The organism is Streptomyces brevispora (genome assembly GCF_007829885.1).
GTDB classification, from domain to species: domain Bacteria; phylum Actinomycetota; class Actinomycetes; order Streptomycetales; family Streptomycetaceae; genus Streptomyces; species Streptomyces brevispora.
Genome location: NZ_VIWW01000001.1, coordinates 4,421,975 through 4,448,499, shown reverse-complemented (window position 1 = coordinate 4,448,499; position 26,525 = coordinate 4,421,975). Strand labels below are relative to the sequence as shown.

At 72.2% G+C, this 26,525-nt stretch carries 16 protein-coding genes; 6 read left to right on the top strand and 10 right to left on the bottom strand.

Going from position 1 to position 26,525, the window contains the following annotated elements:
- Nucleotides 1-61 precede the first annotated feature (61 nt).
- Nucleotides 62-2,488 (bottom strand): endopeptidase La, encoded by a 2,427-nt coding sequence (gene lon / locus FHX80_RS20785; protein WP_145765574.1) that lies wholly within the window; start codon nt 2,486-2,488, stop codon nt 62-64.
- Nucleotides 2,489-2,852: 364 nt separating this feature from the next.
- Between lon and FHX80_RS20780 the strand changes: the two genes are divergently transcribed.
- The 5 genes from FHX80_RS20780 to FHX80_RS20755 all read left to right on the top strand — a co-directional run bounded on the left by FHX80_RS20780 (nt 2,853) and on the right by FHX80_RS20755 (nt 10,036).
- Complete coding sequence (locus tag FHX80_RS20780) at nt 2,853-3,059, top strand: hypothetical protein (protein ID WP_145765573.1); 207 nt, start codon at nt 2,853-2,855, stop codon at nt 3,057-3,059.
- Nucleotides 3,060-3,194: 135 nt separating this feature from the next.
- Nucleotides 3,195-3,887, top strand: a complete 693-nt coding sequence (locus FHX80_RS20775) for a spermidine synthase family protein (protein WP_145765572.1) — start codon at nt 3,195-3,197, stop codon at nt 3,885-3,887.
- A 244-nt stretch (nt 3,888-4,131) separates the two neighbouring features.
- Nucleotides 4,132-4,869 (top strand): response regulator transcription factor, encoded by a 738-nt coding sequence (locus FHX80_RS20770; RefSeq protein WP_145765571.1) that lies wholly within the window; start codon nt 4,132-4,134, stop codon nt 4,867-4,869.
- Nucleotides 4,866-5,942: a HAMP domain-containing sensor histidine kinase gene (locus tag FHX80_RS20765; RefSeq protein WP_145765570.1), complete on the top strand. Its 1,077-nt coding sequence runs from the start codon at nt 4,866-4,868 to the stop codon at nt 5,940-5,942. Before FHX80_RS20770 ends, FHX80_RS20765 begins: the two co-directional genes overlap by 4 nt.
- Before the next feature lie 257 nt (nt 5,943-6,199).
- Nucleotides 6,200-10,036, top strand: a complete 3,837-nt coding sequence (locus FHX80_RS20755; RefSeq protein ID WP_145765568.1) for a multifunctional oxoglutarate decarboxylase/oxoglutarate dehydrogenase thiamine pyrophosphate-binding subunit/dihydrolipoyllysine-residue succinyltransferase subunit — start codon at nt 6,200-6,202, stop codon at nt 10,034-10,036.
- A 208-nt stretch (nt 10,037-10,244) separates the two neighbouring features.
- Here FHX80_RS20755 and fxsT read toward each other — a convergent pair whose 3' ends face one another.
- The 8 genes from fxsT to FHX80_RS20715 all read right to left on the bottom strand — a co-directional run bounded on the left by fxsT (nt 10,245) and on the right by FHX80_RS20715 (nt 24,251).
- Complete coding sequence (gene fxsT, locus FHX80_RS20750) at nt 10,245-13,238, bottom strand: FxSxx-COOH system tetratricopeptide repeat protein (RefSeq protein ID WP_145765567.1); 2,994 nt, start codon at nt 13,236-13,238, stop codon at nt 10,245-10,247.
- Between the two features lie 81 nt (nt 13,239-13,319).
- On the bottom strand, nt 13,320-14,711 hold the full coding sequence (locus FHX80_RS20745; RefSeq protein WP_145765566.1) for an aKG-HExxH-type peptide beta-hydroxylase: 1,392 nt from the start codon (nt 14,709-14,711) through the stop codon (nt 13,320-13,322).
- Complete coding sequence (locus tag FHX80_RS20740) at nt 14,708-15,865, bottom strand: FxsB family cyclophane-forming radical SAM/SPASM peptide maturase (protein WP_145765565.1); 1,158 nt, start codon at nt 15,863-15,865, stop codon at nt 14,708-14,710. The genes FHX80_RS20745 and FHX80_RS20740 overlap by 4 nt, the downstream gene beginning before the upstream one ends.
- A gap of 307 nt (nt 15,866-16,172) precedes the next feature.
- On the bottom strand, nt 16,173-16,388 hold the full coding sequence (gene fxsA, locus FHX80_RS20735) for an FxSxx-COOH cyclophane-containing RiPP peptide (RefSeq protein ID WP_145765564.1): 216 nt from the start codon (nt 16,386-16,388) through the stop codon (nt 16,173-16,175).
- Nucleotides 16,389-16,618: 230 nt separating this feature from the next.
- Nucleotides 16,619-19,993 (bottom strand): SAV_2336 N-terminal domain-related protein, encoded by a 3,375-nt coding sequence (locus FHX80_RS20730; RefSeq protein ID WP_244318610.1) that lies wholly within the window; start codon nt 19,991-19,993, stop codon nt 16,619-16,621.
- A 367-nt stretch (nt 19,994-20,360) separates the two neighbouring features.
- Entirely contained in the window at nt 20,361-21,383 is a 1,023-nt protein-coding gene (locus tag FHX80_RS20725) for an AAA family ATPase (protein ID WP_145765563.1), read from the bottom strand.
- A gap of 226 nt (nt 21,384-21,609) precedes the next feature.
- Nucleotides 21,610-23,619 (bottom strand): VMAP-C domain-containing protein, encoded by a 2,010-nt coding sequence (locus tag FHX80_RS20720; RefSeq protein WP_145765562.1) that lies wholly within the window; start codon nt 23,617-23,619, stop codon nt 21,610-21,612.
- Nucleotides 23,620-23,675: 56 nt separating this feature from the next.
- On the bottom strand, nt 23,676-24,251 hold the full coding sequence (locus FHX80_RS20715; protein WP_145765561.1) for a CU044_2847 family protein: 576 nt from the start codon (nt 24,249-24,251) through the stop codon (nt 23,676-23,678).
- A 207-nt stretch (nt 24,252-24,458) separates the two neighbouring features.
- On the opposite strand from FHX80_RS20715, the gene FHX80_RS20710 reads away from it, so the two are divergent.
- Entirely contained in the window at nt 24,459-24,644 is a 186-nt protein-coding gene (locus tag FHX80_RS20710) for a DUF6104 family protein (protein WP_018102711.1), read from the top strand.
- A 952-nt stretch (nt 24,645-25,596) separates the two neighbouring features.
- Here FHX80_RS20710 and FHX80_RS20705 read toward each other — a convergent pair.
- On the bottom strand, nt 25,597-26,469 hold the full coding sequence (locus FHX80_RS20705; RefSeq protein ID WP_145765560.1) for a hypothetical protein: 873 nt from the start codon (nt 26,467-26,469) through the stop codon (nt 25,597-25,599).
- Between the last annotated feature and the right edge of the window lie 56 nt (nt 26,470-26,525).

The window sequence follows — 26,525 nt, the reverse complement described above, 5'->3', positions numbered from 1 at the left end:
GGGGAGGCGGACCGTTCGTACCGGCCGTGCCCGTGGTGCCACGCCCGTCACTCCGTGGCACCTACGCGGCGGCCGGGATCCTCCGCTCCGCCCGGGCCGAGGCCGGGGCGAGGGCGATCTCCAGCACCTGGCGGACGTCCGTGACCGGGTGCACCTCCAGGGTGTCCAGCACCTCGGCGGGGACGTCGTCCAGATCCGCCTCGTTCCGCTTCGGGATCACCACGGTGGTGATCCCGGCCCGGTGCGCGGCGAGCAGCTTCTGCTTCAGTCCACCGATCGGCAGCACGCGCCCGGTCAGCGAAACCTCACCCGTCATCGCCACATCCGTACGGACCAGCCGTCCGGAGAGCAGCGAGGCCAGTGCGGTGGTCATCGTGATGCCCGCGCTCGGACCGTCCTTGGGCACGGCGCCCGCCGGGAAGTGGATGTGCACACCGCGGTCCTTCAGGTCCGCGACCGGAAGTTCCAGTTCCGCACCGTGCGACCGCAGGAAGCTCAGCGCGATCTGCGCGGACTCCTTCATGACGTCGCCGAGCTGGCCGGTGAGGGTCAGTCCGGACGCCCCGGTCTCCGGGTCGGCGAGCGACGCCTCCACGAAGAGCACGTCACCACCGGCTCCGGTCACCGCGAGTCCGGTGGCCACACCCGGCACCGAGGTGCGGCGCTCGGCGGGGTCCTGGGCGGACTCCGGGACGTGATGCGGCCGGCCGATGAGACCGCGCAGGTCCTCGTCGGTCACCGTGAACGGCAGCTCCCGGTCGCCCAGTTCGTGCTGGGCCGCGACCTTGCGGAGCAGCCGGGCCACGGCCCGCTCCAGGTTCCGCACCCCGGCCTCCCGGGTGTACTCGCCGGCCAGCTTCCGCAGGGCGGACTCGCCCAGGGTGACCTCGTCCTTCTCCAGGCCCGCCCGCTCCAGCTGGCGCGGGAGCAGGTGGTCGCGGGCGATGACGACCTTCTCGTCCTCGGTGTAGCCGTCCAGCCTGACCAGCTCCATCCGGTCGAGCAGGGCCTCCGGGATCGCTTCCAGGACATTGGCGGTGGCCAGGAAGACGACGTCGCTGAGGTCGAGTTCGACCTCCAGGTAGTGGTCGCGGAAGGTGTGGTTCTGGGCCGGGTCGAGCACTTCGAGGAGCGCTGCGGCCGGGTCGCCCCGGTAGTCGGAGCCGACCTTGTCGATCTCGTCGAGCAGGACGACCGGGTTCATCGAACCGGCCTCCTTGATGGCTCGGACGATGCGTCCGGGAAGCGCGCCGACGTAGGTGCGCCGGTGGCCGCGGATCTCCGCCTCGTCCCGGACACCGCCGAGCGCGACGCGGACGAACGTGCGGCCCATGGCGTGCGCCACGGATTCGCCGAGCGAGGTCTTGCCCACGCCGGGCGGGCCGACCAGGGCCAGCACCGCGCCGCCGCGCCGCCCGCCGACGACGCCCAGACCGCGGTCCGCACGGCGCTTGCGCACCGCGAGGTACTCGGTGATGCGCTCCTTCACGTCCTGGAGGCCCGCGTGCTCGGCGTCCAGGATCTCCCGGGCACCACGGATGTCGTAGGCGTCCTCGGTCCGTTCGGTCCACGGCAGTTCGAGGACGGTGTCGAGCCAGGTCCTGATCCAGGAGCCCTCCGGGCTCTGGTCGGAGGAACGCTCCAGCTTGTCGACCTCCTTGAGCGCGGCCTCGCGGACGTTGCCGGGAAGATCGGCGGCCTCTACGCGCGCCCGGTAGTCGTCGGACTCGTCGCCGGAATCGGGGTCACCGTTGAGTTCGGAGAGCTCCTTGCGTACGGCGTCGAGCTGGCGCCGCAGCAGGAACTCGCGCTGCTGCTTGTCGACGCCCTCCTGGACGTCCTTCGCGATGGACTCGGCGACGTCCTGCTCGGCGAGGTGTTCACGGAGCCACTGGATGGCGAGCCTCAGCCGGTCGACCGCGTCGGCGGTCTCCAGCAGCCGCACCTTCTGCGCGGTGGTGAGGAAGGGTGAGTATCCGGAATTGTCGGCGAGCGCGGAGATGTCCTCGATCTGCTGGACCCGGTCCACGACCTGCCAGGCGCCGCGCTGTTTCAGCCAGCTGGTGGCGAGCGCCTTGTACTCCTTGGCCAGCTCGGCGGCGGCTCCGGGGAGCGGATCGGGGGCCGATGCGTCGACCCTGGTCCCCTCCACCCAGAGCGCGGCGCCCGGTCCACCGGTCCCTGCACCGATCCGCACCCGGGCGCGGCCGCGGATGAGCGCGCCGGGGTCGCCGTCGGAGAGCCGTCCGACCTGTTCGACGGTGCCGATGACACCGGTCCCGGTGTAGGTGCCGTCGATGCGCGGGACGAGCAGCACCTCGGGCTTGCCGCCGCCCTCACGGACAGCGGCCTGTGCGGACTCCACCGCGGCGCGCACTTCGGTTTCGGACAGGTCCAGAGGTACCACCATTCCGGGCAGCACGACCTCGTCGTCGAGCGGCAGCACAGGCAGGGTGAGCGGTGTGACCGCATCGGACTCAGTAGCCATGATCTCCCCTTCGGCAGTCAAGTTGAGCTATGAAGACTCAATGCTGCTGAGCCGCTCAATGTTCCCCGGGGGGTGTTCGCTGTGAGCGATCGGGTGGTGGCTGCTGCCCTTCGACTCTGAGCCGCCGGCGGTGGGCCCGAGATCGCGTACGCCGACCAGGGCGGGTCCGAGTTCCGTCGCTCGCTGGTGGATGCCGGGGCCGTGCGGTTCGAGGACGTCGCGCCGGTACGCGCGTTCAAGTCGTACAAACGACCCCCTCAGCTACTGGGCCGACCTGACCGCCAAGCGCCCGCCGCTTGCTCCCATCCGTGTCCAAGGCCAGAGACGTCCCCTCCGGAAACCGGCCCCTCTGAGCCGGCTGCCCATGACCGTTTACGGCGGCGCGGTGTACCCGGCCGCACGGCGCGCCCCGGGTGGTGCGGCCGCCCTGTGGGCCTGGCCGATGCACCCCGGGCCGCAGGCCGGGGCGTGGGCCGGGGCGTGGGCCGGGGCGTGGGTGGTGGGGTTGCCGGTGCATGGGGTGGGCGCGGTGCTGTTCGCGGTGCGCGGGGCCCGTTCCGAGCGCGGCTGACCGGGTCGGCCCGAATTCGGCCGGCCGGTGCCCGCTCGGGCAAACCGCTGGCCCGGACGCGGCTGGGCGGGCCAGGATGGCCGTGACACCGACCGGCGGTGGCACCCACCGACACATCCACCGGAGATCCGCGCCATGCCCCACACCTACGGCCCCGACATCCTCTCCCCCGTCACCCTCGACCGCCGCGAGGGACCGTACGGGGAGGTCGTCCTGCGCAAGCGGGGCCACGACTTCGAGATCATCGCCAACGGGTGTTTCCTGATGGACACCTCGGACGGGCGCTCCGAGCGGCTGCTGATCGACGCCGCACTCGCCGCGCTGCCCGCCGGACGGCCTGCCCCGGCGGTACTCATCGGCGGGCTCGGGGTCGGGTTCTCGCTCGCACGGGCCGCCGCCGAGCCGCGCTGGGGCCGGATCGCGGTGGTGGAGCGGGAGCGGGCCATCGTGGACTGGCACCTGGGCGGGCCGCTGGCCGGGATCTCGGGGCCGGCGCTCGCCGATCCGCGGACCGCGGTCCTGACGACGGATCTCGTCGCCCACCTCCGTACGACTACGGAACGTTACGACGCGCTGTGTCTGGACATCGACAACGGGCCGGACTGGACCGTCACCGACGACAACGGGAATCTCTACTCCCCCGCCGGTCTCGCCGACTGCCACCAGCGGCTCACACCCGGCGGAGTCCTCGCCGTGTGGTCCGCACAGCCGTCCGAGAAGTTCGAACAAGCCTTGCGTGATGCCGGGTTCCATGGGGTTCGAACCGAAGAGGTAGGCGTTGCCCGAGGTGTGCCCGACGTGGTCCATCTCGCAATTCGCGCGGCCTGAGATCCGCCTGCGATCCCCCCGCCGGGTATGCGGGGCCCGGGGGCGCCCGGGGCCAAGCGCCACAAGAGCGACACTCCGCCCTCTTCGCGCTGCCAACGCGCCCCGGCGCCCTTGCACCCTGCGTAGCCGGGAGCCGCCCGCTGCCTTTACGCTGCTGACCGATAACGGGATCTCCACGAAATTCATGAGCGATAACCGTGCGTCCGGGGGAATGGCCTCCGTGAGAACGGGCAGGGGCGGGGCGATGGAACAGACACACACCACCCACAACGGTGTCGCGGCCACCCCGGGCGCGCAGCGCCGGGTCCTGGTGGTCGAGGACGACGCGACGATCGTCGATGCCATTTCCGCCCGGCTGCGGGCCGAGGGCTTCCTGGTGCAGACCGCGCTCGACGGCCCGGCGGCCGTCGAGGCGGCCGAGGCCTGGCAGCCGGATCTGATGGTGCTCGACATCATGCTCCCCGGTTTCGACGGGCTGGAGGTCTGCCGCAGGGTGCAGGCCCAGCGCCCGGTGCCGGTGCTGATGCTGACCGCCCGGGACGACGAGACCGACATGCTCGTCGGCCTCGGGGTCGGCGCGGACGACTACATGACGAAACCGTTCTCCATGCGTGAGCTGGCGGCCCGGGTGCACGTCCTGCTGCGCCGGGTCGAGCGGGCCGCGCTGGCCGCCGTGACGCCGCGCAGCGGGATACTCCGCCTCGGTGAGCTGGAGATCGATCACGCACAGCGCCGGGTGCGGGTGCGGGCGGACGACGTCCATCTGACGCCGACCGAGTTCGACCTGCTGGTCTGCCTGGCCAACACGCCGCGCGCGGTGCTCTCCCGGGAGCAGCTGTTGGCCGAGGTCTGGGACTGGGCGGACGCCTCGGGCACCCGGACCGTCGACAGTCACATCAAGGCGCTGCGCCGGAAGATCGGCGCGGAGCGGATCCGTACCGTGCACGGTGTCGGCTACGCCCTGGAGACCCCGGCGCCATGACCGCGCCCGGACCGGGGCTGCGGCCGTTCTCCATCAAGGCCAAGCTGGGCACGCTCGTCGTGGTCTCGGTGTTCATCACGACCGGCCTGCTGATGGTGGCCCTGCGCACCCGCACCGAGCTGCGGTTCATCACGGTGTTCTCGGTCATCGCGACCCTGCTGATCACCCAGTTCGTGGCGCACGGTCTGACCGCGCCGCTGGACGAGATGAGAGCCGTGGCCCGGTCGATCTCGCACGGCGACTACACCAGACGGGTGAGCGGCGCCGACCGGCGTGACGAGCTGGGCGACCTGGCGCAGACGATCAACCTGATGGCGGACGACCTGGAGGCCGTGGACCGGCACCGCAAGGAGCTGGTGGCGAACGTCTCGCACGAGTTGCGCACTCCCATCGCGGCGCTGAGAGCCGTGCTGGAGAACGTCGTGGACGGGGTGTCCTCGGCCGATCCGGAGACGATGCGCACGGCCCTCAAACAGACCGAGCGGCTCGGCAGGCTGGTGGAGACGCTGCTGGACCTGTCCCGGCTGGACAACGGCGTGGTCACGCTGAAGGCCGGCCGTTTCGAGGTGTGGCCGTATCTGTCGGGGGTGCTGAAGGAGGCGAATCTCGCCGCCGCCCACCGCCGGCTGTCCTCCGGCTCCGGGAACTCCACCCGCAAGGATGTCCATCTGCACCTGGACGTGTCCCCGCCGGAGCTGACCGCGCACGCGGACGCGGAGCGGCTGCACCAGGTGGTGGCGAACCTGATCGACAACGCGGTGAAGCACAGCCCGCCGCACGGCCGGGTCACGGTGCTCGCGCGGCGCGGGGCTCAGCCGGAGTCACTGGACCTGGAGGTCGTGGACGAGGGCCCCGGCATTCCGGAGTCCGAGCGGCACCGGGTCTTCGAGCGTTTCAACCGGGGCGAGGTGATGTCCCCGCACGGTCCGGGCAGCGACGGCGGTACGGGGCTGGGCCTCGCGATCGCCCGCTGGGCGGTGGATCTGCACGGCGGACGCATCGGTGTGGCCGAATCAGCTCGCGGATGCCGCATCCGCGTCACTCTTCCGGGGCTCCATCAACCGCGAGGTTGACATAGGCTTCCAACCGGAAGGGCACGTTCTGCGTGTTCTGTTCAAGGGGTACGGTCCAAGGGGCCGTAAGTGCGGTCTCGCGTACCCGGAGCAATGCGGAACCAGGCTTGTTTCCCGCCATTTCCTGCGCCGAAACCCGACTTTCGATGTGACTTGCACGACGAAGACCGGCCCGGTCCGCATGGAACGGTCCGGGAGGCGTAGCCTTGATTTCCGCTGTCCACCACCTTGTGAAGCGGAAGAGGGCGGTTGCCGCCGTGTCGTCTCAGTCCCCCAGTAACTCGAGCATCTCGACCGACCAAGCCAGCCCGGGTTCGAACCCGGCTGCTGCTTTCGGCCCCAATGAGTGGCTCGTCGACGAGATCTACCAGCAGTACCTCCAGGATCCCAATTCGGTCGATCGCGCCTGGTGGGACTTCTTCGCCGACTACAAGCCGGGCACTTCCGGCACGGCGGACAAGCCCGTTCCCGGCGCCGCAGCCGCGGGGGCCGCAGCGCCCACGGCTCCGGCCGTGACCGCACCGACCGCCACCAACCACACCGCCCCGGCCGCACCCGCGCCGCCCGTGGTCCAGGCCCCGGCCGCACCCGTTGCACCGGCGCCCGCTCCTGCCGCGGCCGCCCCGGTGGCTCCGGCAGCACCCGCTCCGGTGAAGGCCGCCCCGGCTCCGGCAGCACCGGCTCCGGCCGCGAAGGCCGCCGCCGGCCCGGCCGCCGAGGCCCCGGCCGGGCCGGAGTACGTGACGCTGCGCGGTCCCTCGGCCGCCGTCGCGAAGAACATGAACGCCTCACTGGAGCTGCCGACGGCCACGTCCGTGCGCGCCGTCCCGGTGAAGCTGCTCTTCGACAACCGCATCGTCATCAACAACCACCTCAAGCGCGCCCGCGGCGGGAAGATCTCCTTCACGCACCTCATCGGGTACGCGATGGTGCAGGCCCTCAAGGCCATGCCGGCGATGAACTACTCCTTCGCACAGAAGGACGGCAAGCCGACCCTGGTCAAGCCGGAGCACGTCAACCTCGGTCTGGCCATCGACCTGGTGAAGCCGAACGGCGACCGCCAGCTGGTCGTCGCGGCCATCAAGAAGGCCGAGACGCTCAACTTCTTCGAGTTCTGGCAGGCCTACGAGGACATCGTCCGCCGGGCCCGCAACGGCAAGCTCGGCATGGACGACTTCACGGGCGTCACCGCCTCGCTGACCAACCCCGGCGGCATCGGCACCGTTCACTCGGTGCCCCGCCTGATGCCCGGACAGGGCCTCATCATGGGTGTCGGCGCGATGGACTACCCGGCGGAGTTCCAGGGCACGTCGCAGGCCACCCTGAACAAGCTGGGCATCTCGAAGGTCATGACCCTGACCTCGACGTACGACCACCGGGTGATCCAGGGCGCCGCCTCCGGCGAGTTCCTGCGGATCCTCAGCCAGCTGCTGCTCGGCGAGAACGGGTTCTACGACGACATCTTCAAGGCGCTCCGCATCCCCTACGAGCCGGTCCGCTGGCTCAAGGACATCGACGCCTCGCACGACGACGACGTCACCAAGGCCGCACGGGTCTTCGAGCTGATCCACTCCTACCGGGTCCGCGGCCACGTCATGGCCGACACCGACCCGCTGGAGTACCGCCAGCGCAAGCACCCCGACCTGGACATCACCGAGCACGGCCTCACCCTGTGGGACCTGGAGCGGGACTTCGCGGTCGGCGGCTTCGCCGGGCAGACCCTGATGAAGCTCCGTGACATCCTCGGTGTCCTGCGTGAGTCGTACTGCCGCACCACCGGCATCGAGTTCATGCACATCCAGGACCCGAAGGAGCGCAAGTGGCTCCAGGACCGGGTGGAGCGTCCGCGCCCGGCTCCGGAGCGCGAGGAGCAGCTGCGGATCCTGCGACGGCTCAACGCCGCCGAGGCGTTCGAAACGTTCCTGCAGACCAAGTACGTCGGCCAGAAGCGGTTCTCGCTGGAGGGCGGCGAGTCCGTCATCCCGCTGCTCGACGCGGTCATCGACTCCGCGGCCGAGGCGCGCCTGGACGAGGTCGTCATCGGCATGGCCCACCGCGGCCGGCTGAACGTGCTGGCGAACATCGTCGGCAAGTCGTACGCGCAGATCTTCCGGGAGTTCGAGGGCAACCTCGACCCCCGGTCGATGCACGGCTCCGGTGACGTCAAGTACCACCTGGGCGCCGAGGGCACCTTCACCGGTCTGGACGGCGAGCAGATCAAGGTCTCGCTGGCCGCCAACCCCTCGCACCTGGAGGCGGTCGACCCGGTCCTGGAGGGCATCGCCCGCGCCAAGCAGGATCTCATCAACAAGGGCGGCACGGACTTCACCGTCCTGCCCGTCGCGCTCCACGGCGACGCGGCCTTCGCGGGCCAGGGCGTCGTCGCCGAGACGCTCAACATGTCGCAGCTGCGCGGTTACCGCACCGGCGGCACCGTGCACGTGGTGATCAACAACCAGGTCGGTTTCACCGCCGCCCCGGAGTCCTCGCGTTCCTCGATGTACGCGACGGACGTCGCGCGCATGATCGAGGCGCCGATCATCCACGTCAACGGTGACGACCCGGAGGCCGTGGTCCGCGTCGCGCGGCTCGCCTTCGAGTACCGGCAGACGTTCAACAAGGACGTCGTGATCGACCTCATCTGCTACCGCCGCCGCGGTCACAACGAGGGCGACAACCCGGAGTTCACCAACCCGCAGATGTACACGCTGATCGACAAGAAGCGCTCGGTGCGCAAGCTCTACACCGAGTCCCTCATCGGTCGCGGCGACATCACGCTGGAGGAGGCCGAGCAGGCGCTCCAGGACTTCCAGGGCCAGCTGGAGAAGGTCTTCGCGGAGGTCCGCGAAGCCACCTCCGCGCCGTCCCAGCCGCATGTCCCGGACGTCCAGGCCGAGTTCCCGGTGGCCGTGACCACCGCGGTGTCCTCGGAGGTCGTCAAGCTGATCGCCGAGTCGCAGGTCAACATCCCCGACCGGATCACCGTCCACCCGCGTCTGATGCCGCAGATGCAGCGCCGCGCCGCCTCGGTGGACAACGGCACCATCGACTGGGGCATGGGCGAGACGCTGGCCATCGGATCGCTGCTGATGGAGGGCACCCCGGTCCGGCTCGCCGGCCAGGACACCCGCCGCGGCACGTTCGGCCAGCGGCACGCGGTGCTCGTCGACCAGAAGACCGGCGAGGACTACACCCCGCTGCTGTACCTCTCCGAGGACCAGGCCCGTTACAACGTCTACGACTCGCTGCTCAGCGAGTACGCGGCGATGGGCTTCGAGTACGGCTACTCGCTGGCCCGCCCGGAGTCGCTGGTCATCTGGGAGGCCCAGTTCGGTGACTTCGTCAACGGCGCGCAGACCGTCGTGGACGAGTTCATCTCCTCGGCCGAGCAGAAGTGGGGCCAGACCTCCGGCGTCACGCTGCTGCTGCCGCACGGCTACGAGGGCCAGGGCCCGGACCACTCGTCCGCCCGCCCGGAGCGCTTCCTCCAGATGTGCGCGCAGGACAACATGACGGTCGCCATGCCGACGCTGCCGTCGAACTACTTCCACCTCCTGCGGTGGCAGGTGCACAACCCGCACCACAAGCCGCTGATCGTCTTCACCCCGAAGTCGATGCTCCGCCTGAAGGCGGCCGCGTCGAAGGTGGAGGAGTTCACCACCGGCGGCTTCCGTCCGGTGATCGGCGACGAGTCGGTCGACCCGAACGCGGTCCGCAAGGTCGTCTTCTGCGCCGGCAAGGTCTACTACGACCTGGAGGCCGAGCGCGAGAAGCGCGGCGTCACGGACACCGCGATCATCCGCCTTGAGCGCCTGTACCCGCTGCCGGGTGCCGAGCTCCAGGCGGAGATCGCCAAGTACCCGAACGCCGAGAAGTACCTGTGGGCCCAGGAGGAGCCGGCCAACCAGGGTGCCTGGCCGTTCATCGCCCTGAACCTGATCGACCACCTGGACCTGGCCGTCGGCGCCGACGTCCCGCACGGTGAGCGCCTGCGCCGCATCTCGCGGCCGCGCGGCTCGTCCCCCGCGGTCGGCTCGGCCAAGCGCCACCAGGCCGAGCAGGCCCAGCTGGCCGACGAGGTCTTCGAGGCCTGATCAGCGAGTTCATGAACCGAGGGCCCGGCCCCGCGAATCCATCGCGGAGCCGGGCCCTCGGCGTTGCCCCGGGCGCTCGGCCTCGGCTCGTCCCGCCCGGCGACACGGCTGCTCGGAAGGACCGGGACGGTCCCCGACGGCCGCTCGGAGCCTGCACCACAAGGCTGGTGACGGCCCCTCACATCATGTGTGGATACCGGGCGGGTACTCAGATCATCTGCGGCTCGAAGTCCCAGTACGGCCGGTTGCGGGAGCGCGCCGAGACGGTGTGAACGTGCTGCGCTCCCAAGGTGGCCGCCAGATCGCCGAGTGCCTCCGTCTCGACCTTCTCCGCCCGCTGCCGGTCGCGAAGTCCCCGCAGATCGGCCGCGTGGGCGATGCGGGCGGAGAGGGTCAGCGGGTGGGTTCTGCCGAGGATCTCGGTGGCCCGGGTGGTGACCGATTCCGTCAGCGCGGCGGCGGACTCGGGGTCGCCCACGAGATTGCGCAGCGCCGCGACGTTGATGGCGCAGCCCAGTGTCCAGGGGTGGTTCTCGCCCACCGCCCGGCCCATGTCCGCGAGCGCGTCCTCCGCAAGGTGGTGCGCGTGGTCACGCTCCCCGACGTTGCGCAGGATCAGTGCGTGGTTGCCCCGGGTGCCCGCCACATAGGGATGCTGGTCACTCAGCATGTCCACGTAGGCTTCCATGACCTTCTCGCTTATGGCCCGGGCCTGGTCGATGTCGGCGTGCTCCCGGGCGAAACAGCTCTGGCTGGCGGCGAACATCGTGGTCAGCGGGTCGCTCTCGCCGAGCACGCGCTCACCGCGTTCGAGCACCCGGGTGAAGAGCTCTGCGGCCTGACTGCGCTGCCCCGAACGGTAGTAGCAGAGAGCGAGGTTGTGCTCGGCGCGCAGTGTCTGGGGGTTCTCGTTGCCCATCACGAGCCGGTGCACCCGGACGCTCTGGGTCTGGAGCGATTCGGCCTCGCTGTACCGGCCGAGCAGGCGCAGATCGGTGGCGTAGTTGATCTCGGAGTACAGGGTCCAGCTGTGGCGCTGCCGGAGCAGTTGCCGACGCGCTTCCAGGGTGCGCCGGTTGAATTCCAGCGCCTCCTCGTACCGCCCGAGCAGACGGAGCGAAATGGCCAGGTTGTTCTGCGCGCTGAGTGTGAGCGAGTCCTGGTCCCCCAGCAGTTCGCGGTACGCGCTCAGGATCCAGCTGGACATCTCGTACGCCTCGTCGTACTGCCCGAGGCCGCGCAGGTCCGCCGCGAGGCCGCTGGCGGCGCGCAGGTGTTCCAGGTCGTGGGTGCCCCGCTCGGTGCGCAGGTGGTCGACGGCGGCCCGTTCGATCGCCTCGGTTCCGGCGTAGTCGCCGACCGCGCGCAGCAGGTTGGCGTAGTTGTAGCTGAGGTCCCAGACCCGGGGGTGGATCTCTCCCATCAGCTCACCCCATGCCGTCATGGCACGGGAGCCCAGCTTGATTCCGGCGCGGTACTCCCCGGAGAGGTACATGTAGCGCAGGCAGTTGAGCACCAGGGACTGGACCGCCGGGTCGGTGCTGCGCAGGACGTCGGCCCACTTCAGGTGCGGGGTGATCTCCGCGTATCGGGGCCACAGCCGGGTGTCGGTGGGGCGGCCCGGGTCCGCGGCGGCGAGTGCGCGGCGGACCACGTCGATGAATTCCTGGGCGTCGCGCTCCGGCATGTCCTTGCGGACGATCTGGTGGACCATGCGGTGCAGATAGACCGACTCGCCGGAGGACGACTCGTCGACGACGGCCTCGTGGGACTCCAGGCGGACCACCGAGTACTGACGCAGCTGGCTGATCGCCTTGTTCCACAGCAGCGGGTCGTTCATCAGGCCGGAGAGCTGCTCGGGCAGTTCGCCCGGTGGCATCTCCTTCAGCAGCCGTACGGGGATGGAGCCGGGCGCGAAGAAGCTGCACAGGCGCAGCAGATCGACGGACTCGGGGACGGTGTCCCGGAGCTTGTTCAGCAGTATCGACCAGGCGGTCTGGAAGGCCAGCGGAAAGTCGGCGGAGACCTTGACGACGTCCTGGTCGATGCCGCCGCCGAGCAGCTCGATGTACTCCTCGACCGACATGTCGGAGTCGTTCAGCCAGCCCGCGGTCTGGTCGAGCAGCAGCGGGAGGTCCTCCAGCGCCTCGGCGAGCCGGTCGGCCTCGGTCCGGGTGAGGCGCGGGGCCCGGCGGAGGATGAAGGCGACCGATTCTTCACGGTTGTAGATCGGCACCTCGACCAGGTTGCTGTTGTGCTCACTCCACTCGGGGTTGCGGGACGTGATCAGGACGTGGCCGGGGCCGGTCGGCACCAGGTCCCAGATCTGTTCCGGTTCGTCCGCGCCGTCCAGGACCAGCAGCCAGTGGGGGTGCGGGTCGCCGCGCCGCAGCGAGTCGCGTACGGCGCGCAGTCGTTCGCCGTACTCGGCGCCGGTGGACAGGCCCAGTTCCGGGGCGAGTTCGGCGAGTTTCTGGCGGTAGAGGGCGCGCCGGTCGGCGGGCACCCACCACACCACGTCGTACTCGGAGCCGAACCGGTAGACGTACTCGGCGGCCAGCTGGGTCTTGCCCACCCCCGACATGCCGTGCAGTGTGACGACGCCCGCACCGGTCCCGGCGTCCTGCAGGGCCGTGTAGGCCTTGCTGAGCAGTTCCTCGCGGCCGGTGAAACGGGTGTTGCGGCGCGGCACCCCGCCCCACACCTCGGGGGTGTCGGCCGGGTAGCGCGGGCCCGGCCGCGCGGCGGCGGCCTCGGGCAGCGGGTCGGTGGGCAGCCCCAGGCGTACGAGCAGCCGGCGCTCGGCCTCGTCCGCGCCGACGTTCGTCAGGTCCGCGGCGGCGTAGACCGAGGTGGCGCCGGGAAGTGCCGAGGTGGTGACGGACACTGCGGCGAAACGCTCCTGGTCGGGGGCGACGACCTCGCGCAGGGCGCGGTTCCACTCCTTGTGGCCGCGGGGCCCGACCTGGAAGTACCAGTCACTGAGCAGGACCAGGATGCGGCCACGGGAGAGCATCAGGTCCCGCAGGGCGTCCTCCAGCGGGACCTCGACCGGAGGGTCCCAGCGCTGCTGGACGACCGTCACCCCGCGCCGCTCCAGCCGGTCCGCGATCCACGCCGCCCAGGCCCGGTTGAAACCGGCGAAACTGAGGGTGACGGTCTGCGCCCCGATTGCTCCAACTTGCTTACGCGTTCCGGGCATTGAACCGTCTCCCTGGCCTCGTTGCGAGCTCTGTCAAGATACACCGGAGCAAGGTCGCCCCGGCCGGAATCACCTGGCTGTTCAGCTCCTGGGCGATCCGTTCCTCTGCTGCCATATCACCTTGGCGGTGCTGACGTAGGCCTCCGCGCGTGCGAGGTGCCCCGCGGGGGGCGGCGAATCCTCCAGACGGTGGTAGACCGTGATCATCTCGTTGACCAGCACCCGTCCCTCGGTGGTCAGGGCGGCCGAGCCGGCGAGTACCGGCAGTACGGCGCCGACCTGCCTGCGGGAGCGCGCGTGTTCCGCCCAGGCCAGGTCGCAGTCGGTGACCCGCCGCGCGCCGAGCGCGAACCGCTGCCAGTAGTCGGCGAGCGCCAGGTGCGAGTAGGCGCCCTGGAGCAGCCCGTCGAAGGGCCTGGGGTCCGGGCGCCACGGGGCGAAGTGGCGGGGGGTCGCGTCCTCGTGGTGCAGCGGTACGAGTGTGCCGAGCGCGGCAAGCTTGGTGTGCTGGAGTTCGTGCACGAGGGTCGAGGCAAAGTAGGCAGGCGTGGCGGGCCTGCTGCTGAGGACCGCGCCGAACGCCTCGCGCCGGGTGCCGCTGCAGTGGGCCGCGCTCCGACCGGTCGGCCCGGAGCCGGGCGGCGGTCCGAGCGGGACGAGGCAGCGCAGCAGGACGGCCGCTTCGGTGAGCCGGTGCTCGCCGCCCACCCGCAGCATCGGTTCGACCGCGGACCAGGACTCGTTCCACGCCTTGCGTTCGCTGTCGTCGATGTGGGGGGCGCCGCTCAGCCCATGGCGTTCGAGTCCGGTTCCGCGGGCACGGTACGGGTCGAGGTCGTCCAGGGGTACGGGGCCGGCGCCCGGCAGTACGGCGGGCAGCGCGAGCACCGGCAGCCAGCGGGGGTCGGCCGAGCACATGGTGCCGTCCGGCAGGGCCCGTACCGAAAGGGGCGGCGCACCGGTCGGACGGATCGTCACCTCACCGCCCAGATAGGCGAGTTCGACAGGTCCGGGGCCCGTCCGTACCGCACCCAGGGTGGGCAGGCAGAGCAGTCCTTCGCGAGGAGTGAGCCGAGCGGTGCAGGGCAGTGCGGCCCGGATCGCGGCCGCGGCCGCGAGCGCGCTCAAGTGGGCCAGGTCCGCGCGGAGTTCCGGGGTCGGGGCGGTCGTGGCGGCGAGGCCGCTCAGGAGCCGCTGCGCCCAGGGGCCGACCATGGGGTGGAACAGCACGGTGCGCACCGCGGCCCGGTCGGCGCGTTCGGCCGCTTCGAGCAGCGCCCAGTCCTCGCGCAGCCGGTCGAGCAGTGGAGGCGGGCACACCGTCGTGGGGGCGGCCGACGCCGCGTCGAGCAGGGCCCTGAGGAGGACGAGGCGGCGGGTGTCCTGATCGCGTACGAGCAGGCCGAGGGAGTCGGCGTCGCCCTCCGTGCGGCCGAGTTCGCGCAGCGCGCGATCGGGTATGGCGGGGCTCATGGGGGGTCTCCTGCGGTTGCTTCGGCGAGCTGGTCCGCCACGTGGCGGACCAGCCGTTCGAGATCTGCGCAGTAGACGGACGGGTTGATGAAGCCGTTCTCTGCGCGGTAGCGGTGGGCGTAGTGGCCGCCGCCGCAGACGGTCAGCACCGGGCAGGCGCGGCAGGCGGCGGCGAGCGCACCGGCTCCTGCCTGCCGGGCGGCGACGCCGGGGTGGCGCAGGGCGTCGTCGAAGGTGTGCCGGAAGACGTCGAGTCCGGTGGCGGCCGCCGTGTCGTAGGCGGACTTGAGGGAGTCGACCTGTTCGATCGATCCGTCGGTCTCGACCACGACGGCGTTGACGGGGTCGAGGCCGAGGGATTCGGTGGCGGCGGGCAGACCGAGGAGCAGGGCGACGCACTCCTCGAAGAGCCGGATCCGGGTCTCCCGCCGGGCCGCCGGCCACCAGCGGTCGAAGACGGCGCACAGCCAGTCGCCGTACGGGGTGGCACGGCCCGAACCCGGACCCATCGGGGTGTCCGCCGGGTCCGGCAGACCGGGCGGTGGGCTGGTCCAGTTGCCGTGCGGCAGGAGCAGGTCCAGGGCCGGCGGGCGCAGGGCGAGCAGCGACTCGTACATCTCCACGGGGTCGGTGCGCGGGTCCACGACGGTGAGGATGCCCGCGTACGCGTCGGCGTGGTGGTCGGCGAGGAGCCGGGCGCCGCGCGAGGCGGCGGGCCAGGAGGGGCGGCCCGCGTGGTCGGTGCGCTGGGCGTTGTGGGCGGCCAGGCCGCCGTCCAGGCTGATGCCGACGCTTATGCCGTGCCGGGCGAGCGTGGTGACGCCCGCGTCGGTGAGCAGGGTGGCGTTGGTCTGCACGGTGGCGTGGACGGTGCAGCCCCCGGGCACCCGCTCCCGCACCCGGTCGGCGAGGGCGGCCAGCCGGGCCGGGCCCGCGAGCAGGGGTTCACCGCCGTGCAGCACCAGGGCGACGTGCCGGAGCCGGTGGGCGGCGGCGTGTTCGGCGATCCGGTCCGCGGCGCGGTCCAGGACTGCGGGCGAGGCGGCGGCCGGCCGGCTCCGCCAGGTCCGGTCGGGGCCCTCGTACAGGTAGCAGTACCGGCAGGCCAGGTTGCAACGGCCGTGCACCTTCACGATGAACTGCCCGAACGGCACGGGCGGGGGCGAGCCCGCGCCACCGCGCTCCGGTAACGCGGCCGGGCGCCGCACTCCGTCCGGGCGCGGCGGCTCGCCGCACCCTTCCGCGTACCGCTCCCCCTGCGGCGTCGTCCGTCGGACCACTCCGGCACCCCCGTGCTGTGCGTCTGCCGGGACGGTCACCGGTACCGGCCCGGGGTGAGTATCCCCGGCGCCCGGCGCGAGCAGACACGTCCCGGACGATGATGTCCTGATCGGCCACGCCCCGGGCCGAAACCGTGCGCCGGGTCCGGGTCCGTGCGGCGGCGCTGCGGGACCCTCCGCCTCAGAAGGCGCTCTGGAATCCCCAGAGCATCTCCCGCGGCTGTTCGGCCCGGCCGCGCAGATCGGCGACCACCTCCGCCAGCACCGGGTGGCCCAGGGTCCGCAGGGTCTCCAGATCGAGCTCCAGCAGGTCCGGCAGCGCGCCCGCGGCCCCGGACGCGCCCACGCCCGTGCCGTCGGGCACAGCCGCCCCCTCGTTGTGTGTCGACTCGCTCATCACGCCTCCCCGTACTCAGCACCGGGCCCGCCGCCCCGCGCTCGCCGTTGAGCGCACACCGCCGGTCCCGCGTCCCTGGCCCGCTTCGTCCTGCTGCCCGCGCCTTCGCCCGGCGCCGGTCACGCGCCGGTCACGCGCCGGTCGTAGTCGTACCTGTACCCGTACCCGTACCCGGTCGGGACGCGCCGCCGTGCCGGGTGCTCGTCGTCGAGCACCTGGACCGACCGCTCCTATCGCTCCAGCTCGGCCAGCCGTTCGGCGGTCGACTCGCCCGCCGCCCCGCCGCCGTCCGGCAGCCTGCGCCACTCCCGGCGGGCCGCCCGGTACGCCTCTCGCGCGGCCCGGGGGCGCCCCGCTCTCTCATACGTCATACCCCGCCAGTGGTTGGCTGTAGCACCCAACTCCACAGCCTCCTGAAGCCGTTGCGGACTTTCCGGCTCCGCTTCTGCCGCCGCGGCGGACTCGGCGGCCGAGCGGAAGGCCTCCGCCGCCTCGTCGCGGCGGGCCGGCCTGTCCAGTACGTCGGCGGCCTCCAGCTGGGCCCTGCCCAGCTCCAGCCAGCAGCGCGCCGCGGTGAGCGGGGCCGTGGCCTCCTGCGCCGCCAGCCCGAACAGGTACTCGGCCTCCCGCAGGTCGACCCGGTCCGCGATCGCCCGGTGCCGCAGCATCAGCGCCCGGCCGAGCATCAGCAGCCGCTCGGACTGCTGCGCACCGCCGGCCGGCGTCTCGGTCCGGCAGTCACGCAGCACCCGCACCGCCGCACCGATGTAAGGGCCGCCGTCCGGCAGTCCGGCGCGGCGCAGCAGCGTGCCGCCCCACTCGGCGAGCAGATCGGTGTGGGCCCGGGAGTCCCGGGGGATCCCCCGGACCGCTCGGGCGAACCAGTCTGCCGCTTCGACGAGTTCGTCCGGATCGCCGGTGTGCTCGTAGCGGGCGACCCGGACCCGTCCGGCCCTGGTCTGCAGCTGGGCGCGCTGCCGTTGGTCCCGTACCGTCTCCAGCGCCTGCCCGGTCAGGGTCGCGGCCTCGTCCGGTTCCTCGCCGGAGGCCAGCAGCGCGTCCACCAGGTCCAGCACGACGCGGATCTCGGTGCCCATGGTGTGCCGGCCGCCCTGGGCGAAGGCCGTGCGCAGCGAGCGGGCCGCCTGCCGGGCGAACTCCCTGGACCGCTCGGTGTCGTCGGTGGCGCCGGAGAGCTTCAGCAGCGTCCGGCCGTGCTGGAGCGGGAGGGCGGCCGGCCGGTTCTCCTGGTCGGGCCAGGAGTCGGCGAAGGCCTCCAGCATCCCGCAGGCGCTCTGCAGCAGGGCGCTGTCGCCGTCGAGCCGCCACTGCGCCTCCAGGGCCCGCACCCGCTCCAGGGTGAGCCGCAGCGCCTCGGCCGGATCCAGGCCGGGGGCCGCACAGGCGGCGGTGTACTCGCGGTCGGCGCGCCGCAGCAGCTCCAGGGCGCCGCGCCGGTCGCCGCGCCGCCGCCGGTCGTCGGCCGCCGCGTGCAACACCTTGGCCAGCACGGCCCGTTCGCGTACCGCGGCGGGAATCGCGGCTGCCCGCTCGGCGGCCCGCTCGGCCTCGCGGAGCAGCTCGGCGCCGCCCTGTACCTCCCACAGCCGCAGCACGCAGCGCGCGTACTCCGCCCAGAGCTCGGGGTCGACGGCCTGCCGCGGACCGTTCTCGGCGGCTCCCCGCAGCAGCTGGACCGCGTCGATCAGACGCTGCACCATCTTGTCGGCCTCGAAGTGCCGTACGAGCTCACGGGCACGCTTCACGGCGGGGGCGGTACCCGGCGCCGACGGTCCGGCGGCGGTCTCCGGCGGGGTCACGAATCTGGGGGGCACGGGCATGAATCGCTCCAGTACGCGGGCTGCGACCTCGGCAAAGGCATGAGGAACTCGGATGCCGCCGCGCCCCCCGATCCCCCCGCCCGCCTCGTTCTCCTCGCTGTCCTCGTTCTCCTCGCCCCTGTCGGACTCCCCGTCCCGGTACCCGATGCCCGTGCTGCCGCTCCCGGTGGCGTACGGGGAATCGCCCGCCCCGCCGTCGCCGAGCTGAGCGAAGGCCAGGGCAGGGAAGTTGGGGCCGCCCTTGCCGAACCGCGTCTCTATGTACTCCGAACAGTGCTTGAGCACGAGCAGTGCCTCGTCCCGGCCCAGCGGACCGAGCAGCGCCTCCTGGACGCCGGGCCCGAACGCGTACCACTGTCCGCGGCCCCCGCCGCCGTCGGCACGCGAGAGGAGGCCGCTCAGCAGTACCTCGGCGAGTTCGGACGGGCCCGACTGGGGCAGCATGGTGCGCTGCACGAGCTGCATCACCGGGAGGTAGAGGGGCGCGGCCGCGAGATAGACGGCCAGCTGTCCGGCGGCCGGTGAGCCGGTCGAACGGAAGCGGCTGACCAGCTGGAGCGAGGACAGGGCGGCGCCCGAGCGCTGGGCGGCCGCCGGGGGCTGGTCGGCCCGCACCCAGCCGACCGCTCCGGAGATCCGCGCCGCTCCGGTACCGGAGAGCAGCCTGGCCCAGGCCGCCAGGGCGTCCGGCACCGGCGGGAGGACCGGGACCGCCAGGGCGCCGGGGTGCACCGCGGGGCCGGTTCCGGCGTCCTCGGTGACCTTCAGCAGGGTGGCTCCGGCGAGGCCGTCACCTCGTGACAACGAGCCGAAGGTGACCGGCAGCCGGGTGCGGTTCCACATGCGCTGCGGCAGCGGCTGCAACACGGCGACCGGGGCCTGCCTGGCCAGGTGGTGCAGCAGCCGGTGGGCGCGCCCGCTGTGCCAGAGCGGTCCGGCGCAGTCGCTGATCACCACGGTGACCCGGCGCCCGGTCGGGTCGCTGAGCCGGTCCGCGGAGTGCAGCGCGGCAGCGGTGGGGTCGGAGCTGCGGCTGACCGTGCAGCCGCCGTCCGGGCCCTGGTGCAGATAGCGCACCTGCACATCCCGGAAGGCACCCAACTGGCCGAAGATCTGCTGGAGTTCGCCGAACATCCGGTCCCACACCAGCATCGAGGACGAGGCGTCCATGACGCACTGGAGGATCGCGTCGCCCCGGCCGATCCCACGGAACACCGGCATGATCATGCCGCCCGCGCGGGCACTGAGGTCCGCGGTCGCCGTCTCGTCCAGGGCGCGGCGCAGCGGGGCGGAGACCGGTCGGTAGCGCTGTAACGGGCGTAACGCGCGGGTGAGTTCGAGGGGTGCCGGCAGGACGGGTGCGGCCGGCACCCCGAGTGCCAGTACGGTGGCGCGGGGCTCCGCCCCGGAACTCCGGCGGCCCGTCGGGTCACCCTCGTCCCGCTTGCCACCGGCCCGTGCGCGGGCCGGGACGGGGTACAGGGCGATCCGCCCGTCGTCGACCGCCTCGTCACCCGGCCTGCGGCCCTCATCGGGCGGGTCGGACCGGCCGGTGTCCGGAACAGGACCGCCTCCCGCGCCCTTCGCGCCCTCCGCGCCTGCGGGCTCGTCGGGCAGCCGGACGCCCGAGGGCACCGCCCCGGCCACGTCCTCCTCGGGCGCGCCGGGGACGCGGGTCCACCTGGCCAGCCAGAGGGCATCGCAGAGCTGCTCGACGTCGGGATCGAGCCCGGCCCCGCGAAGCCGTGCGACAAGCGTCGGCAGCAACCCTTCCTCGTACGGCTCCGGGGCGCCTGGCCCATCGGGTACACCGGGCGACACGGGGGCACCGGGCGCACCGGGCGCACCGTCCACACCCGGCGGCACGGGGGCACCGGGCGCACCGGGCGCACCGGGCGCACCGTCCACACCCGGCGGCACGGGGGCACCGCCCGCGCCAGGGGCACCGTCCACACCCGGCGGCACGGGGGCACCGCCCGCGCCAGGGGCACCGTCCGCACCGGACACCCCGCCCGTGCCGGACACCCCAGACACCCCAGGCACCCCAGGCCCCTCGGACACCCCAGGAACCCCGGACACCCCGTCCGCGCCGGGCACCTCCGGTGCCCCGTCCACCCCGGGCATCAGTACCTCACCTCGGCCGGTCGAGTCGCTGGATGAGCAGTTCGGCCAGCCGGTCGCGGCCGGCCGGCGCTGCGGCATGGGTGAGGTAGATCGCGTTCAACAGCTGGTCGGTGGCCAGGAGTTCGCTGCGTGAACGCTCCAGGAAGCGGGTGATGAGGTCCTCGCTCGAACGGGCCACCTCCTCGCCCAGGTGGGCCTTGACGAAGGCGGCCAGCCGCTTGTGGTCGGGCCGGTCGAGTTCCAGATGGATGCAGCGGCGCATCAGGGGGGCCGGGAAGTCCCGCTCACCATTGCTGGTGAGGACGACGAACGGGAAGGCCCCGCACTGCACCCGGCCGCCCTTGATCCGTACCTTGTTGCCGTCATGGTCCAGCACGTCCGCCTCGCCGTCGGGCAGCCGGTCCACGATCCGTTCCAGCTCGGGGATGGCGAACTCGCCCTCCTCCAGCACGTTGAGGAGATCGTTCGGCAGATCGATGTCGCTCTTGTCGAGCTCGTCGATGAGCAGCACTCTTGGCCGGTCCGAGGGCAGCAGGGCGGTGCCGAGCGGGCCGAGCCGGATGTAACTCCCCACGTTCTGGGCCGAGTCTGCTCCGTCAACCCCGTCGCCGGATGCGTGCGAGGCGATCTGCACGTCCTGCAGCCGGGCGATCGCGTCGTAGTGGTAGAGCCCGTCCAGCAGGGTGGAGCGGCTGACGATGGGCCAGCGCAGCACCTTGCCGAACTCGAGTTCACGGGCGACGGAGTGGGCGAGGGTGCTCTTTCCGGCACCCGGGTCCCCGGTGACCAGCAGCGGGCGCCGCAGATACAGCGCGGCGTTGATCATTTCGAGTTCCTCGGCGCCCGGCCGGTGCTCCTCGGCGATGCGTCCGGGGATACCGAGACGGCGGTCGGCGGAATCATCCCCGTCCGCCGGGGCACCGCGACTGCCCGCGAAGTCACGCCAGGGCGGCGGGGGAGGCAACTGCGGTACGCCGTCGTGCGGTTCGCCGACTCCGCGGTAGATGAGCCACTCGCTGGGTTCACTCATAGCGTGGTCCTCGTTGTCACTCGTCCGCCAGGGACAGCAGCCGTCGAACGTGCCTTACCGTAGCGATCCGTCGCACCCTCCGTAAGGGGAGGGCCGACGCCGGCCTTCCCTTGATGACCGACGCGGGTCTTCGATCGATGAGCGGCACGCACCTGCACTTGATGACCGGTGCGGGCCTCCGCTTCATGACCGGCACGGGCCTGCGCTTCATGACCGGCTCGGGCCGTCACGGCGCCTCCAGGAACTCGTCCGAACCGGGCAGCGGGTGGTGCGGATCGTCCCAGTAGAGGGCGACCCCGTCGGACCAGTACGTCTCCGTACGTTCCGCACGCACTCCTTTCCTCAACTCATGCACTTTCAGCGGCAGTCCGTCACGGGCGTGGGCATCGGAGACGGCCTCGGCCGCACGTCGGTGGAATTCCTTGCAGACCGTGTCGGTCTCCGTCGGCCTTCGTTGCAGCAGGGCCACTCCGAAACCGGTGTCGAGCACCCGCACCACCCCGGCCGTGATCTCGGGGTCCGGGCGGCTGCCGTAGCGGCAGAGCACGGGCACGCTTTCGTGGGGCAGCGTGCGCAGGTGCGCGACCTCCGGTACTCGTACCCGCAGTTCGTTGTCGCAGTCGACGACTTCGGCCCACATCCCGGCGTCCGGCATGGCGTTCCAGCGCGCCAGACGCTCGTCGGCCGGCCCGTGGTAAGAGCTGCGCAGGACCACCGGGCGTACGACTCCGAGCGGCTGCCCGTCCGAGGGGAGCTCCCAGCGGTCGACCTCGAGCCCGAACAGCGCCGGGGCGACGGCGACTTGGAGCAGGGCGGGGCTGCCCGGTTCGTCGCACTGCCGGAACGCCTCGGTCAGCGCGGCGGCCAGCCGGTCCGGCAGGGTGTCGAGCGCGGAGCCCTGGCTGTCCTCGTCGACGGGCAGCATCTCTCCGGTGTGGCGGGCGACACCGATCCGCCAGTCGTAGCGGTCCCGGACCCAGCCCTGGGGCTCCAGTTCCAGCACGACGTAGCCGCGTTCGCCGTACCGGACGGGGTTGCTCAGCGGTGCGCGGGCCCGGCCGCGGCTCTCCTCCAGACGCAGCCGGACGGCCGCCCAGTCCATGGCGAGCTGCTGGCGGAAGTCCCGGGACAGTTCCTCCTCGGATATCCGCTTCACCCACTCCCACAGCGATCCGGCCGCCGTCCTGGTGGACGGCGTGCCGAAGGGCCGGTCGGCGGCGAGCACGCCCATGCAGTAGCGCAGGACCAGTTCGAGCGGGGCGTCCCGGTCACGGGGGCGGGTGTCGTACAGCGCCCCCAGACCGTCCCGCCAGCCGCGCGGGGCGGGGCGGTGGTCGCGGGAGTGGACACCGGGCAGGGAGTCGAGGAGGGCGAGCAGGCTGCGGGTGCTGACCGGGGGCGGGAACTCGGCGAGCCGCCCCAGCAGGTCCGCCCGCCGCTTGGGGCCGAGGACACCGCCGGGCGGGGCCGACAGCTCGCTCTGCGCGTCGGCCCAGGTCCGTTCGGTGCTGGCCGGGCTGTTGTGCCGGTCCGCGTGGTAGCGGTCATGGGCGTGGAAGACGGACTGGTAGGTGTCGTCGGCCTCGGCCTCGACGGGCGTGGACGGCACCTTCAGGGTGCGCAGCCGCTCGATCCCCACGGCCGTGCCGCCCTGGTGGTTGTCGAGCCGCGACTTGATCACCCCGACCACCTCCCCCCGGGCGAGATCCACCACGGGGCCGCCGGACATGCCCGGCTCCAGCCAGTCGCCGTCGAGCCGGACGACCTGTTCGGCGTCGTCCGACGCGCCGTAGGCCCCCTTCACCGCACAGACGCCGCTGCGCTTCAGCAGCCCCCCGCCCTGCGAGGGCGCCCAGCCCACGCAGTGGATCTCGCGGCTGCGGAGCATGGCCTCCGAGCGCTCGGTGACGTACACACAGGTGTGCTCGACGGGGCGCTGGAGCTTGATGAGCGCGAGGTCGGGGGCCGGCCAGGCGGCGGCCCCCTGCGGACGGGCGCCGGGCATCGCGGCGACCACCTTGCCCGGCACCTCGCTCAGTTCGGTGCTGTAGCGGTCCTCCTTGAACCACACGTTCACCACGCCCCCCTCCCCCCGCATCGCCACGTGCGCACACGTCAGGATCCAGCTCGGGGCGATGAAGAAGCCGCTCCCCAGGAAGTCCCCGCCCGGTCCGTCATGGGCATACCCGGACCCCGGGCGATGGATGCGCACGGTGGCGTCATGCACGAGGTCCATGAGTGCAGCCTGCGGCTGTCCCAGAACCCCCTCTGCGCCCCCGTCGGCCTCCGAGGTCATGCCGCGCCGCCGTCGGTGCCGTCCGCCCCGTCCGGGTGCGCCGGGGCGCCGGGGGATGCACCGGCGGGCGGGCCGGGGGGCGCGGGCGCCGGTGCGGTGGGCGGCACTCCGGGGGGCGCGAACGGAACCGGTGGCAGGAACGCCGGCGGCGCCGGGGCCTGAGCGGGTACGGGCACGGACGCCTGCGGGGGCGGGGGCGGATCGACGGGTGGTCCGCCGCCGTTCCAGGTGAGCGTGACCTTGATCGCCCCCTTGGCCTCGCCATCGGCGAGAAGTCCGACGATCCTGCCCGCCTTGGCGGTGAGCTCGATCCCGAACTCGACACTGACCTCGTCCGGCCGCACGGCGCGCAGCGGCACGGCGAGCGAGCGCGCGACACTGGTCACCACGCCCTGCAGGCTCTCGACCCGGGCCTGCACCTGGTCGGCGATGTCCCCGAACCCGGTGTCCGTGTACGTCGGACCGGCACCGGGCGCCGGAAGGTCCAGCTCCTCGGCTCCCGAGATCCGGGCCCAGACCGGCGTGCCGTCCGGCATCTCAATGCGCGTAATACGGGCCACACTGTCGCCCATGAAACCCCCCGTTCCCCAACTACCCGCAGGCTAACGGCCGTAGTCGACCGATGCGAGGCACATGGACCATGACGCGGGGGCGTGACGGGTCGGTTCGCGGGCCGTCCGCACGGCCGGTGCGGACCGGACAGGGACCGGACACGGGACCGGATACGGGCCGGGCCCCACGGCCGCTGTGGGCTTTCACCAGGCATTAAACTTGCCGTCATGTACTTCACCGACCGCGGTATCGAGGAGCTGGAGAAGCGGCGAGGCGAGGAAGAGGTCACTTTCGAGTGGCTCGCCGAGCAGCTGCGTACGTTCGTCGATCTGAATCCTGACTTCGAGGTGCCGGTCGAGCGCCTCGCCACCTGGCTGGCCCGGCTGGACGACGACGAGGACGAGGACGAGTAGTGCCGCGTCGGGCAGTGTTCGCCCTGCCCCGTCTTCAGACCGGCCGGATCGGCCTGCCGGGCGGATCGGTCTGCCGGACAGATCAGCCCGCCGGGCGGCGGAACGGCGTGGATGCCGGTTGATGCGGCACCAGAAGCCGGCGCCGGAAGGCCTGCGGACCCACACCAGCGTGCGTCGTAGGCTGGGCGAGTGCCTGCGACCCCGATGCCTTCCCGGGCCCTGGCCGTTCAGAAGGTTCTGATTGAGCACTGCGAGGCACCCGTCGCCGTCGGCGACTGGCAGCAGCTGGAGCCATGGGCGGTGGCCCGGTTCCGCCTGGAGGGTGCCGGAGTACCGCGGACCGCGATCGCCAAGTGGGTGCGTCCCGCCGCGGGCCGCACTGCCCGCTGCGACCCCTGGCGGTTGCCCGCCGAGTGTGCCGCGCTGCGGTTCCTCGGGGAGGACCTCGGAACACGCCTCGCGCCCCGCGTGATCACCTGCGACCTGGCCGCCGGGCTGCTCGTACTGGAGGATCTCGCACCCCGTGTCGTCCTGGACGGCCTGCTCGTCCGCGACGGTGCGGTGGCTCACGCGAAGCGGCTGACCGCCTTCGCCCGCGCGCTCGGCCGGCTGGGCGCGGTCACGGCAGGGCGGGCCGATGCCTACTACGCCCGCCGGGCCACCTTGGGCCCGGTCGATCGCGAGGCGGACGCGGCGGGTCCCTTCGCCTCCAGCCGGGCGGAAGGGGTGAGACAGGCCGTGGCCCTCGGAATTCCGCCCGGCGGCCGGGCGTCGGCCGAACTGGCTCAAGCTGTCTCGGAGTTGAGGGAGCCGGGCCCGTACCTGGCGCTCAGCAACGGTGGCTGGTGCGGTCGGCTGAGGCGAAGGCGCCCCCTGACGCGGCACTGGTCACCGCCCGCCCCTCGCCGGTCCGTCAGACGGGCCCGTCAGGCGGACCTGTCAGGCGGACCCGTCAGGAGGACCCCTCGGACCGGCCCGTCGCTCGCCCGCCCGGGCCGTCGTCACGGATCCGGTCGTACGCGAGGCCGAGCGCGCCGTGCACCATCAGCAGCGCCCCGGCGAAGACCCAGCCACCGCTGTGCCGGCCAACTCCCCAGAGTGCGAGCGGGAGCCCCGCGGCCAGCTGGACGCCCGCCAGTGCGCGGGCCCTGGGACCGCGCAGCCAGGGGCCGATACGGCTGTTCTCGACCGCTTCGAGTTCGACCCTGACCGCGTCGCGCCAACCGGCCCACGCGATGCGTTCGACCGCCGGCCCCGTAGCGGCTGCGGCGGCCAGCGCGGCGGAGGACTCGCCGGGGTCCAGGCCGGCCGGGAGCGTCAGCCCGACGCGGGTGAGGACGGCGAGCAGTCCGCGCAGCCGGGCACGGGCGTCCGCCTCCGGGTCGGGGCGGGTAAGGGCCTCGAGTGCCTGGACGTCCAGTACGGGATCGAGGCCGAGCCGCTCGGCGAACGTACGCATCGCCTCGTCCTCCCCCGCCGGGGTCCCGTCGGCGAGCCAGACGTAGCCGACCGGGCGGCGGAACCCCGCGGCCAGGGTGTATCCGGCCCGGTCGCCGTCCCACCAGAGCGCGAGGACCGGCCAGGTGGAGCCGACCGCGAGCGCGGTGGCCCAGCCGCCCAGCACCCGGTCGACGGGGTCGGTCACCTCCCCCGACTGCCGGCCCGGCCGGTCCCGCCAGGGTTTTCCCCCGGGTACGAGGACGCTCCACCCGTCTCCGGCGGGCGCGAGCAGCATCCGCTCGCGCAGCAGGTGCGCGACCGGCCGCACGGTTTCGGGTTCGGCCCGGCACAGCAGCAGTGCCCCCACGGGTGATGTCGCGTTCATGCACCACACCGTAGGACAAATCATCACTGTTTGATGCGATTTGACCCATCAAACCG